The 12,764-nt window shown below is 46.9% G+C and carries 10 protein-coding genes and 1 pseudogene; 8 read left to right on the forward strand and 3 right to left on the reverse strand.

The window, feature by feature from the left end:
* Positions 1-202: 202 nt before the first annotated feature.
* Together ACES2C_RS13730 and ACES2C_RS13735 are read right to left on the reverse strand one after the other, a co-directional pair.
* A pseudogene (locus ACES2C_RS13730) lies at positions 203-1,653 on the reverse strand (IS1182 family transposase).
* A gap of 117 nt (positions 1,654-1,770) precedes the next feature.
* Positions 1,771-2,319 (reverse strand): YfiT family bacillithiol transferase, encoded by a 549-nt coding sequence (locus tag ACES2C_RS13735; protein ID WP_374163657.1) that lies wholly within the window; start codon positions 2,317-2,319, stop codon positions 1,771-1,773.
* A 732-nt stretch (positions 2,320-3,051) separates the two neighbouring features.
* Here ACES2C_RS13735 and ACES2C_RS13740 point away from each other — a divergent pair.
* From ACES2C_RS13740 to ACES2C_RS13750, 3 genes are read left to right on the forward strand one after another with little or no spacing between them, the layout of a single operon-like run.
* The gene (locus tag ACES2C_RS13740; RefSeq protein WP_374163658.1) at positions 3,052-6,039 is read left to right on the forward strand and encodes a SusC/RagA family TonB-linked outer membrane protein; all 2,988 of its coding nucleotides are present in this window, start codon (positions 3,052-3,054) and stop codon (positions 6,037-6,039) included.
* Positions 6,040-6,056: 17 nt separating this feature from the next.
* Positions 6,057-7,496 carry a RagB/SusD family nutrient uptake outer membrane protein gene (locus ACES2C_RS13745; RefSeq protein WP_374163659.1) on the forward strand — a complete coding sequence of 480 codons (1,440 nt, stop codon included), beginning with the start codon at positions 6,057-6,059 and terminating at the stop codon, positions 7,494-7,496.
* The gene (locus ACES2C_RS13750; RefSeq protein WP_374166955.1) at positions 7,465-7,737 is read left to right on the forward strand and encodes a RagB/SusD family nutrient uptake outer membrane protein; all 273 of its coding nucleotides are present in this window, start codon (positions 7,465-7,467) and stop codon (positions 7,735-7,737) included. Before ACES2C_RS13745 ends, ACES2C_RS13750 begins: the two co-directional genes overlap by 32 nt.
* Positions 7,738-7,936: 199 nt before the next feature.
* Here the strand turns inward: ACES2C_RS13750 and ACES2C_RS13755 are convergent, their stop codons facing one another.
* Positions 7,937-8,173 carry a Bor family protein gene (locus ACES2C_RS13755; protein ID WP_374163660.1) on the reverse strand — a complete coding sequence of 79 codons (237 nt, stop codon included), beginning with the start codon at positions 8,171-8,173 and terminating at the stop codon, positions 7,937-7,939.
* 418 nt (positions 8,174-8,591) lie between these two features.
* Between ACES2C_RS13755 and ACES2C_RS13760 the strand changes: the two genes are divergently transcribed.
* The 5 genes from ACES2C_RS13760 (at position 8,592) to ACES2C_RS13780 (ending at position 12,656) form a co-directional block, all read left to right on the forward strand.
* Entirely contained in the window at positions 8,592-9,503 is a 912-nt protein-coding gene (locus ACES2C_RS13760; RefSeq protein ID WP_374163661.1) for an alpha/beta fold hydrolase, read from the forward strand.
* Positions 9,504-9,682: 179 nt separating this feature from the next.
* The gene (locus tag ACES2C_RS13765; protein WP_374163662.1) at positions 9,683-10,204 is read left to right on the forward strand and encodes a RidA family protein; all 522 of its coding nucleotides are present in this window, start codon (positions 9,683-9,685) and stop codon (positions 10,202-10,204) included.
* 104 nt (positions 10,205-10,308) lie between these two features.
* Positions 10,309-11,178: a helix-turn-helix domain-containing protein gene (locus ACES2C_RS13770; protein WP_374163663.1), complete on the forward strand. Its 870-nt coding sequence runs from the start codon at positions 10,309-10,311 to the stop codon at positions 11,176-11,178.
* Positions 11,179-11,237: 59 nt separating this feature from the next.
* Entirely contained in the window at positions 11,238-12,179 is a 942-nt protein-coding gene (locus ACES2C_RS13775) for a cytochrome P460 family protein (protein ID WP_374163664.1), read from the forward strand.
* Positions 12,180-12,191: 12 nt separating this feature from the next.
* Positions 12,192-12,656 carry a hypothetical protein gene (locus ACES2C_RS13780; protein WP_374163665.1) on the forward strand — a complete coding sequence of 155 codons (465 nt, stop codon included), beginning with the start codon at positions 12,192-12,194 and terminating at the stop codon, positions 12,654-12,656.
* The last annotated feature ends 108 nt before the right edge of the window (positions 12,657-12,764 follow it).

A 12,764-nucleotide genomic window follows, 5' to 3' on the forward strand; every position in this document is an offset into this window, starting at 1 on the left:
ATATGTTCTAAAGAGGAAGGGTAAGAAAGGAGGGCACTGAAAAAGCAGCTCAATAATGCTGTATTAAAAAAGCGATCAAGAGAAAGGCAACTTTTACTTGGTCGCTTTTCTTTTTGTCCACTATTTGGTTGGGTGGTTTTTTATAGCCGATACAGGCGTATACAGAACAGATTGGGCAATCGGGCGTGATTTTTCCGGGAACTTAGTTGATCAGTTTGATGATCCTTTTCAGATTTACAGTAAAGATGGCCAGTGCGCCCTGCATCTGCATATTTTCGATGCCATAGGCTATCGCCCGGCCATAGCCATGAACGTTTTTTAGTTCACTGTTCTTGGCTTCGACCTTATACCGGTGTTTGATCTTCTGCTTATACTCGTCTGTTTCCTGAAATGCCATCTGCTGCAGGTGCGTGTCTGATTTTATACTAACCGAGTAGGTTTTGAACTTTGCTCCGGGCCTATAGCAATTCTCTCTCAATGGGCAAACCTTACACTTTTCAACATCAAAGTAATAGGTGTCCACCTGGTTTTCTCCAATATTTTTTTCCCGCAACGTGCCTTTCGGAAGGCCAGATGTCCCGCCGGGCAGACGAACATATCAGCGTCCTTATTGTAATCGAACTTATCTTCTTCTTTTCTGACCCCCTGGGTGATGGCAGGGTTCAGTTTGGCCACCGTTTTGATGCCTTGTCCATTCATTAAGGCAAGGTTATCTTTCCCTGAATAAGCTGAATCGCCGATGACCGTTTCTACTTTAATGCCATTTTGCTGACTGATCTCCAACAGTTTGGGGAGTTGGGGGCCATCGCCCTTTTCCCCTGAAGTAACTACAGCAGCAGTGATGATGCGCTCCTCTGTCATCGCCAAATGGGTCTTGTAACCAAAGAATGAACTATCAGCTGATTTATGGCCTGTTTTGGCATCCCTGTCTTTGGATAATGTATAGTGTTCCTGCGTATCTGCCACCGTCTCTTTCAACAGATTCAACTTCTCTTTTACCGACGGTATCTGGCTTAGCGTCTTGTCAGCTTCGATACACTTTTCCAATGCACTGCAATAGGCCAGTTCTTTATCCAATTCCTCTGTGCTGTTCTTTTCAGGCATTATTGCTTTCATGTCTTCATCTATCGCGTATACCGCTTTGCGCAGTAGCTTTGAACGCTCCCGTAGTACTTCCAAGGCTGAATAAGGGTTTGACCTCGACAGGGAATGGGTAGCATCAACAATGATAGACTTTGACCGGATGATCCCTTTTTCAATAGCTATTGTTACTGTTTTATTAATGAGCAGGTTTAACAGATCATTATCCTTTAACCGCAGCTTCCTGAACTTTGTTAATGAACTGGGGTCGATAACTCCTTCCTCAGGCGACATATCAAGGAAATATTTGAAGGACATATCATACTGCGAACGCTCAACAACATCCACATCCGAAACCGTATAGATCGTTTTCAACAACAGGTATTTGAACATTCGCACAGGGCTTTCAGCCTTCCTGCCGTTGGTCATGCAATATTTGCTGACCAGTTCTTCATAGATAAATGTAAAATCTATCAGGTCGTTGATCTTACGCAGAAGATTGTCTTTGGGAACGATCAGGTCATATAGCCCTGAAAACGCGCTGAACTGTATCTGTTGTTGTTGGGCAAGCATCTTAGTGTCTTTCTTTCGACACTTTAAGATACAAAAAAGGAGCAGAAAACCCTCGTCTTCTACTCCTTTTGTCCCTTAGAACTTTTTCAGTGCCCTCTAAGAAAGCGCGACTTCTTTTTATGCCTGCTCGGCGCCCAGTTCCCGAATCTTTTTCTTAGCCTGAGTAACATGCGCCAGATGGTGCCTGCAATGCCATGCATACATGCCTACGACTTCCACCAGAGTAAAGGTCTGACCGTGTTGGGGGTGAATAAAGGTTCTGGCAAGCGCTTTCTCATCCAGGCTTTCGATCAGTGCGCTCCATCTTGCATGAAGTCCATGCAAAATGCTTAAAGAAGCATGAATAGGAAAATCTTTGCTGTCCGGGAGTTCTGCCCAGCGGTCCTCATAATATGGTTTTATTACCGGGTTGTCCTCGGTTATGGCGAGCTTGAACCTGCAATATGCATTTATATGACTGTCGGCACAGTGATGTACAACCTGTCGGATCGTCCAGCCTTCGTCCCTGTAAGATGTGTTTAGCTCCTGATCAGAAAGGTTTCCTACTTCATTTGCTAAATCCTCAGGAAATGCTGCTATTGTAGTTATCCATTCAGACAAGAGGTTTGGAGTGATCAGATCTGGCTTTTCAAACTTCCCCAAGGGGTACTTTAGGTGATATGTCATTTGGTGTACGCTTTGTCTAAAAATAAAAAATAAATGCAGAACAAGCGAAGCGTTTGCATCGGAAGTTCCTTACAAGAAACGCAGCTGCGATCTTGCCAGGAATGAAGGTAAAATTGATGCTAAACCGGTTCAGCATGGGGCCAAAATCGTTTCAAACGGCTGTCTTGTTTTCTTCTTTTCGAAAGAAAACGCTAAGATAAAGTTAGATTTTGCAGCAGAGTTTATGTGGTAATAGTCTGGTTTTTAGTTTGTTGTGATTTTGTTGGTCTGGATTTTTACTGAATTGGCATAACACGAGCGGGGCGAGTACCAGCTTTTGCAGAACTTTGGATCACTGATATCACAAACCGACCGATATGAAAACTTTTACTATCCATTTATCTTTTCCCAGGATCTGTTATCAGCTTATCAGCCTTTGCCACGACCCGCGAAGCAGGAAGCTAACCGAAGCAGTCCATAACGTTCGAACGACGCAATAAAAAGTTGATTGGGTACTATCAAAACGAATATTCCCGCTCTTTACACGAGCGGCAAGAATAAGTAAACAACAAATTAACCAATCTGCCTGTTAGCCGTCATGAGAATTCGCTCGGCGCTCAAAGGCTGAGTGTCGTTTTTCCCCTTAGGAGGCTAGCCGTTTTTCGTCTGCGGGAAGCTTTCCTGATGAAGTATGCTCCTGGCCTGAGATTGCCGACCGGATCGGTGCTGTTAACTGGCGCAAATCAAATCAGTATGAAAAGTAAAAAGAAATGGTTTTTACCCATTCTGCTCGTCTGTATGCTGCTCTCAGGGCGGCTGCACGCTGATGGGAGTAAGGCGACACCTGACGTGCCGCGGGCACAGCAAGCTGTCGTTAAAGGAACAGTTACCAATGCAAGCGGCTCGGAGCCGTTGATTGGCGTAAGTGTAAAGATCAAAGGCGCTTCGGCCGGAACGTCGACGGATGTGAAGGGAGCCTTTGAAATCACTCTGCCTGGTCCACGCGCTACGCTTGTCTTTTCCTATATCGGCTATGTGACCAAAGAGGTCGTTGTTACCAATCAGAGAACGCTGACCGTCCGCTTAGAGGAACAGGCGAATGCACTCGACGAAGTAGTTGTGGTAGGCTATGGGTCGATCGACAGGCGGGAGCTTACCAGCGCTGTATCTAATCTGAAGCAGAAGGATCTTGTTGCGGGTTCCGTGTCTCCCCTTATAGCGATTCAGGGTAAGGTACCCGGCCTCAACATCGCATCCAACAACGGCTCGGATCCTAATGCCAGTGTCTCGCTGCAGCTCCGTGGGGTAAATTCAGTTAAGGCATCGCAGGGGCCTTTAGTGGTGATCGACGGAGTGCCGGGAGGTGACATTAATTCCGTCGCTAAGGAAGACATCGCGTCTATCAACGTACTTCGCGACGCGTCTGCCGCAGCGATATACGGTACGAGGGCCTCCGGCGGGGTGATCCTTATCACCACTAAGAGACCTCAGACGGGCAAGGCGACTGTCAATTTTACTTCCGAGTACTTTGTGGAAAGTGTGCGGAAAAGGCCGGAAGTGCTCTCCGGAGATGAATATGTAGCCAGGGGCCTTGGAGAAGATAAGGGAGCAAGGACGGACTGGTACGACCTGGTGACGAACAAGCATCCGTTCAGCAACAGACAGGTGATAAACATAAGCGGCGGCTCTGAAACGGCGAATCTGTACACGACGTTTTTTAAGCGGGATGCTAAGGGGATTTCGATCGGTTCCAAGCGAGGTGAAATAGGAGGAAGGCTGAACAGTAATTTCAAGTTCTTCGACAACCTGATAGAGCTGAGCACCAACGTGAGCTACAACCAGGTTGATGCCGATTTTCCCGGTAATAGTGCACCTGGAAATTTCAGGGACGAAAACAACAGTCTTTATAATATTGCCATTGGTCTCGATCCGACTATTTCACCCTACAATGCGCTCGACCCTACGGGGTATAACGTGCTGACGGGTGGGTTTGAAACCTGGAACCCTGTTGCTGAGGTCATGTTGCGGAAGAAGCAGAATCAGTATCGTTACCTGCTCGCCAATGCAACTCTTAAGCTCAATATTACCAAAGATCTGTACACCTCCGCGATGCTGGGTATGAAAAATAACACAGAGCATCCTCGTTTTTTCCGATCCGCTCAGCACCGTGTGTCCAGGGAGGATAATGTGGACGGTTACGCAAAGCAGGAGTATAAGCGCTGGAACGACCGCATCTTCGAGTGGACTCTTGGTTATACAAAAAGGTTTCAGGATCACCAGATCAACGCGGTGGCCGGTTATAGCTACCAGGACTTTAACGGACAGGGGTTCTGGGCTGAGAATTCGGAATTTCCGGTTGACGGACTGGCGGAGCATGACATGGGATCAGGCACCTGGCTGGTCGACGGAAGAGCGGGCCTGGGTTCCTGGAAAGATCCATGGGTGAAACTCGCGGCGTTCTTTGGCCGGGTCAATTATTCGTACAAGGATCGCTATATCATTACGGCTAACCTCCGCCATGAAGGCTCCTCAAAGTTTGCACCGGGAAATCGCTGGGGATCGTTTCCAGGCGTTTCTATCGGCTGGAGGCTGAGTCAGGAGCCGTTCATGAAAAATTTGAGCTTCATCGACGACATCAAGATCAGGGGTGGCTACGGGGAGACGGGTAACGAAGGCTTCGGAGCTGAAGTGTCGAGCAGGATGTATTCGGCCGATACCTGGTGGATCTTTGACGGGAAATGGAACCGCACCTTCGGGGTAAAGCATAACCAAAACGCTGGAATTCGCTGGGAGGTAAAGAAGGAATTTAACGTTGGCGTAGACTTCGCAGTTCTCAATAATAAACTAAGCGGGCGGTTTGACTATTACAAAAGAGTGATCGACGATCTGATCTACGATATCAGCGTGTCGCAGCCTCCAGCCATACATGATAAGACGACCATGAATGTAGGCAGCATGGAGAATAAGGGACTAGAGTTTGAGCTAAATTACAATGCAATTCAGGGAAAAAACTGGACCTATAGCACCTCTATCGTTGCTGCGCATAACAAATCGACCTTGCGCAGTCTTTATGGCAGTCAGACCTTTCAGGATGAAAGAGACTTTCCTGCACCAGGTTCTCCGGGCACGGCTGTACGCTTGTACCCAGGGGAGGCCATCGGCCAGTTCTACATCTGGAAATTTGCTGGGTTCACTGATGATGGCAACTGGCTTCTCTATGACAAGAATAATGAAGTGATCGCGGCAAAGGACAAAAAGCCCGCGGATAAGCGCTTTATCGGAAACAGTATTCCAAAGTTGCAGCTTTCCTGGAACCATACAATTGCCTATAAGAACTGGGATGCCGGCGTGTATTTACGCAGCTGGCTTGGATATGATGTCTTCAATATGATCGACATGTACTATGGCATTGCAAACGTTAAGGGCCGCAACGTTTTGAAAAGCGCATTTGAGGAGCGTCAGAATGTGAAAGGCGAAAAGCAGCTAAGCGACTACTGGCTTGAGAAGGGCGATTTTCTGAAAGTTGACGCAATTAGCCTCGGCTATACGTTCAATAAAAAATGGATCGGGCCCTTTCGCAATGTCCGCGTTTATGCAGCAGGCAGAGATCTCTTTGTCTTCACTAAGTATAGTGGCCTTGACCCCGAGGTCAATATTAACGGTTTGACGCCAGGCTTTGAATCGCTGGATGTATATCCGAAGACCCGGACATTTACGTTTGGTTTACAGGCTAGTTTCTAAACACAAAAACGATAACCATGAAAAAGATTTCGATATATCTGCTCCTCCTTGTCTTTGTACTTGGAAGCTGTACAAAGCTCGATCAGGAATTCTATAACCAGGTGACGCCCGAGACCTTCCTGCAAAACGAGAAAGACATTCTCGCTGCGCTGAACAGGCCGTTTACACATGCCCGCTGGTACGTAGGTGAAGACCGCTGGTATCTGCAGGAGCAAACCGCTGACAACTTCGCTATCACTACAAAAGGACCCCATTGGTACAATGGCGGGGAGAACGAGCGCTTTCATTATCATGCCTGGACTCCTGATGAAAATTGGATATGGGGAAGCTGGCGGGGAACGCTGATGGGGATCGCGCTTGCTCTCGATGCGCGCCGCGATCTTGAAAAGCTCGACTACACGAAATTTGCGTTAACGACAGAAGACCAGCAGGCACACATTAACCAGCTGAACACACTCATCGCTTACTTCTATATGCGGGGCCTCGACTTCTTCGGTGGCTTGCCGATATTCAATAGCCTGGAAGGCGAGAGCCTGCCCCGGAACACCGACAAAGAGGTGTTCGCTCACATAGAGCAGCTGCTGAAGACAGCCATTGAGAAGCTGCCCAAAAAAGAGAAGCTGGGTGAACGTGAGATAGGGGAGCTGAAACAGGCTGCTGCAGCTGCGATGCTCGCGGAGCTCTACTTCAACGCTGAAGTCTATATCGGCCGTCCGATGTATCAGGAATGCCAGCAACTCTCGCAAGATATAATAGAAGGGAAGTATGGAGCCTATCAGCTCGATCCTACGTGGTATGGACCGCATAGCTTTAAGAATGACCTGTCTCCAGAGATCATTTGGTCGATCCCCTCCGAGTTCAATAAGCTGCAGTACGACTGGTTCTACAGTAGTTTTTACCATTATAACAGTCGCGAGTATTTCGGCCAGGATATGGGAGCGAACAATGGGACGCACCTCACGCCTTCCCGCCGGCCCGATGGTACACTGTATCAGAATCAATGGAAGCTTGGCTCTCCGTTCGAGAAGTTCGATAATGCTGACCTGCGAAAAAAACCGTACAGGTATCTCGGGAACGGCAACTATGAAGGCATGTTTCTGGCAGGAGCTCAACTTAAGCCGGACGGCGGCGTTATTAAGGGGACGCAAGAATACAAAGATATGCCTCTTGTTCTCCGAGATCAAGTTGGACGCTTTTCAGAGATTGGACCTGACAAAAAGTACAGCTCTGCGGAACAGCTCCCCTCTAAAATGTCGGAAGGAGAGGAAAATACCGGTGTTCGTCTGGTTAAGGTTCCTATTCCGCCTTTGACGGAGAATAGTCTCCGCTGGGGCGCAGATAATCCGATCATCCGTCTCACGGAAATTTATTACATGCTGGCTGAATGCAAATGGCGTGCAGGCGATATAGGGGGCTGCCGATCTGATCAATACTGTCAGAAAGCGCAATTTTGCTAATGGAGCCGATCCTAATCCTGCCAGTGCTGCAAATCTCGATAAATATCGCTTTGTTGACGAGTGGAGCACCGAATTCCTCGGTGAAGGCCGCAGGCGTACTGACCTGTTACGTTGGAATATGTTCACGACCGAAAACTGGTGGGACCATCAGGCGTCGTCCTCGGAACATCTGAAACGGTTCCCCGTGCCTACACGAGCTATTTCAGGAAACAACAATTTGCAGCAGAATCCGGGGTATTGAGCCGGACGAGCCGTTAAATGGGGAAGCCGCTTCCAAAAGGATTTTGAATGCCAAAATGGTAAACTTTGTGCGATGGAAGGGGCCACAAGCGTCGAATCTTTAACCGAAAAGGTTTGCACCTGAATCATAACAACAAAAAAGAGGCTGTCTCAATTGAGTTCAGCCTCTTGTCTTTAATATTGTCTACTCCCGACTACGGTTATTTACCTGCGTCTTTCAGGGGCACGTAAAAAGTTGTTGTTGTCGGATTATAAATGCCAAAGGTAATTGCTTCCAATAGTCCGTCTACGAACGTGTGTTGATACTGAGTAATGTAGTCGGTCTTGTCTCCAACATATTTCTTCGCATCATACCCTGTTGTCAGGGGAACTAAGCCGAATATCAGATTGTGATTTTTGACCGAATTTACCTTTACCGCAGGTTCGTCGATTTTCATGTTTCCGTGTGCAACTTTTGCGGTGTAGCATGAGGTCATAGATAGTAACAGTGTGAACAGTGATAATAGTTTAACGTGTTTCATGTTAAGTGATTTATAGTATCAGGGTGATACGACCGTCGAAGCAACAAGTTGCAGCCGCTCAAACGTCTTTCCTTTTCGAGCTCCGATGGTATAAAGCTGAATCTGTTATTTCTATTTTTTATCTTCTCTCGTTTTTTATCTTCTGAACGACCATTATGAAGGGCCGGACGATGGATTGGATGTGAATTGCCTGCACTTAGCGAGAAAATCATCCATCACGAAGCGTTATTCCTCCATTTTATAGCCGACCAATCAAAGCGACCTTTGGATTATACTAATTCTCTGAAAAAAATAAAGAATAGGCGAAGGCCAAAACATCTAAACAAAACAAAAAATGAAAACTTTAAAAGTAACAGCAATCACAGCACTCTTTCTCTCCCTTTTAACAGCAACAACTTATTCTCAGTCACAAAGAAAGCCAGGAGCACTTGGACGTGCCGAGTATGTTGAAGTAGAACCAAATGTAAAACTGCACGTGACGGACTTGGGTGAGGGAAAACCGGTAGTTCTTATCCACGGATGGCCGCTCAGCGATGCAATGTATGAATATCAATACGCAGATCTTATTCAGAAGGGCTACCGGGTGATCGGGATCACGCTGAGGGGATTCGGCCTTTCTGATAAACCAGGCGGTCGCTACGACTACGACGTTTTTGCCGACGACATTAAGGAGGTGCTGGATAAGCTGAAAATCGAAGGAGCCACCATAGGAGGTTTCTCAATGGGCGGAGCGACGGTGATCCATTATGTAGCCAAGTATAATGCGGCGCATGTGTCAAAACTGGCGTTGTTTGGTGCCGCTGCTCCTATTTGGACCAGAAGAGACGATTTTCAATATGGGGTCTGGACTAAAGAGGACGTAAACGGCCTTATCGCTCTCAATAATACCAACCGCCCGCAGCTGTTCGAAAACTTCGGAAAGATCTTTCCCGCAAATGAAACAAGCGTTTCTCCCGGTTATGGAGCCTGGTTAGGGGGAATCCAGGCGCAGGCCTCTCCTTATGCCATGGGAGAAGCGATGAAAGCGCTTCGTGATACCGATCTCCGCGGGGACCTGAAGAAGATTAAAATCCCTACCCTTATACTTCACGGAAAGCAGGATAAGATCTGTTCCTATGACCTGGCAGAACAAATGCACGCAGGTATTGCTGGTTCAAAGCTGGTTCCGTTCGAGAAAAGCGGACATGCACTGTTCATTGAAGAACTCGACAAGTTTAATACAGAGCTTGCCGGTTTCATCAAATAGCCTTCGTGAAGACAGAAGAGCCGCCCCGCTAAGGCGTCTCTTCTGCTGTTTGCAATTCAATTCCTAAAGACGCATCTGTTAATTAATCCCTAATGAAACCATCATGTGCCTTTCACACAGCCAGAACCAATAAGAACTTGATGCACATGATAGCTTCATTGCCTATAAAAAATATTCAAATGAAAATCCAGCTCTTATTTTTGTTCCTCTTCATCTCTTTTAAGGCTTTTTCCCAAACACCCGAACAGCGACTGGAACGACTAGAGATTCATCTGCCTGACGTTCCTGAAGCCCTGGGACTTTATGTTGATATTGTAAAGGTCGGTTCACTGCTCTACCTGTCGGGGAAAGGTCCCCGGAAAGATGACGGCGAATATGTTAAAGGCAAGTTGGGAGAGGACCTCACCCTTGAACATGGGGTTGAGGCTGCAAGAATATCGGCCTTGAATCAGCTGGCAGTTTTAAAAAGGGAGTTGGGCAGCTTAGACAGGGTAAAGCGGGTTGTGAAAGTGAACGGCTTTGTCAATTCATCCGCTTTGTTCTATGATCAGTCTAAGGTGATCAACGGCTTTTCAGATGTCATGATCGAGATTTTTGGTGCTTCAGGGCGGCATGCACGTACTGCAATCGGCACGAATGTCCTTCCGTTGAATATGGCTGTAGAGGTGGAAATGATCGTTGAAATAGAGCAGACGAAATGATGAAGACGCAGTCAAATTATTTACGTCTGTTAGTAGGTATTTTTCCTTTTGGGAAAAGTGCCGCGAAGCGTATCTTTGCATCACTACATTTATCTCCAACGGACATGACCTCTGAGACCACCTTGACTTTAGCTAATCCCGCTGACGGGAGCTTTTTATTTCGCGTACTAAACTTCCAGGATAACAGCCACTTCAAAGAGCTGCAGCGAAATAACTATTTCTCTATCATCTGGATTCAGGAAGGAAGCGGTAAGCTTAGGGCGGGTTTTTCCGAATATCCGGTCTCCCCGGGAACCATGTGGTTCTTTGCACCTTTTGAACCTCACTTGCTCGACTGCCAAGCCGAAATTAAAGGCCTGATGATGAACTTTCATCCCGATTTTTTCTGCATTATTAAGCACCAGAAAGAAGTGGCCTGCAACGGTATTCTGTTTAATAATATTTATATGATGCCGTCCATCCAGGTCAGCGAGGCCGATAGCCGCAGTTTTCATGAGATTTGCGATCAGATAAAAAAAGAAATTCCGAACGCCGACGTAGCTCAGCAGGATATGTTGGTTTCCTATCTGAAGATCTTTCTTATTCAGGCCACCCGCCTGAAGGTTCAGCAAACTCCGGCAGAAGATCAATTGGAGCTGACATCCGACGAACCTCTTGTCCTGCAATCCCTGAGAGACGCTATTGAAACGCATTTCAGGGAAAAAAGAAGCGCTGGTGAATATGCCGAAATGCTTAATATCTCTCCTAAGGCGCTGGCCCGTGTGTGCAAAAAGCACTTCAATAGGACCTTGACAGAATTGATTTCTGAGCGGATCGTAATGGAAGCCAAAAGAGAGCTCTACCTTACCAAAAAGGCTGTCAAAGAAATAGCGTACACATTAGGCTTTGCCGACGAGTACTATTTCAGCCGCTACTTTAAAAATGTAACAAAAGTATCGCCCCTACTTTACAGGGAATCACTAAAAACAGCCTGAGGCTGTCTTGTGCAGCCGATTAATTCCTTAGCTGCTGCTCAGCAACAAAAACAAATACCATGAAACGATTTGCATATCCCCGTTATAAGAAAGCATACTTCGGTTTAGGCTTTCTAAGCCTCCTCGCCTTATGCTTGCAATTCACCTCGCCTACGGTTAGAAATCCCGTTGCTAAGGCAGAGATCAATGCGCCAAAAGAGGTCAGATTAATACTCGAAAGGGCCTGTTACGACTGTCATTCAAATCGCTCCAATCCCAAATGGTTTGACAGAGTTGCTCCTGCGTCTTATTTAGTAGCGCACGATGTAAAAGAGGCGCGTTCCCGACTTAACTTTTCCGAGTTCGGCAAGCTTCCGGAGCCTTTACAGCAATTGTTGCTCTGGGAAGTGGTCAACGTAGTTGAGCAGGATAAAATGCCACTGAAACGTTACAGGCTTGCACATCCTGGAGCTGTTGTTTCACCGGCGGAACTGGTCGTTTTGAAGCGGTATGTAAATACTCTTTCAGGAAGAAGTAAGGTAGATACTGACAAAATTGTAAAGGTTCTCGGAGCAAGTGTCGCTTCAAAAGGAATGAAGGTCCCGGTGTCGCTTACCGGAATACCTTATTCAGAAGATTATAAGAATTGGAAGGTGATCAGCGTGACTGATAAATATGACGGAGGGAGCATGAGGGTAGTGTACGGAAACGACATTATGGTGAAAGCTTTGGAAAGCCGGCAGCTCCCTTTCCCCGACGGTGCAAAGATGGTAAAAGCGGTGTGGGGCAAGCAACGTCAGGACAAGGAAGGCAATATCTTCCCAGGGAATTTCCAGAATGTTCAGTTCATGGTAAAGGACAGCAAGAAATTCAAGTCGACAGAGGGCTGGGGATTCGCCAAGTTTGACGGACTGAGCTTGAAGCCCTTTGGAAAAACTGCAGCTTTTGCCAATACCTGTATCAATTGCCATAAGGTGCTGGTACCTGAAAACGATTTTGTATTTAATATCCCAACTCGATAACGGTTATTTAAAATGAAAACTACTTTCAGCAATCTAATATATGCGGTGACGACGGCTTTGCTTTTAACAGCATGCAGCAGTAAAGAGCCTGTACTAGCCCCTGAGCAGCTCTATAATGCCGGCAGCGATAAGGTGATTTGTTCATTTATCAATGACAAGGCCGGCACTATCTCAATCATATACGGTAACGAACAAGCCTTGAAATCATCAAGCAATGGTGGCACCTTGCATTATCCCGGAGAGCGTTACACCCTTGTAACGTGGAAACAGAAGCCTATGCCGCACTGGTACGGGACCGACATGAACGGCACGATCCTCTCTGTAGAAAGGGTAGAGGTTCAGAAAGACGGTCGGGGAGCGCTTTCCTTTATATACAGCCAGCAACGTGGTCACAACACCGCGGCTCCCGGAAAAAATGCTGACAAGGAAAAGAGGATCAGTTTTATAACAAGCCAGTTGGCCGCTGTATTTCCGTGAGTTCAGATCTTTGAGCTATATTCACTCTGATGCCCCATACCTCCGTGCTTGTTCTGCTTCAAGTGTGCTCTTGAAGTTAGGAGTAGGGATAGAAAGGCACAGAAACGC

Origin of the sequence: Arcticibacter sp. MXS-1, from assembly GCF_041902385.1 — a bacterium.
GTDB lineage: Bacteria > Bacteroidota > Bacteroidia > Sphingobacteriales > Sphingobacteriaceae > Arcticibacter.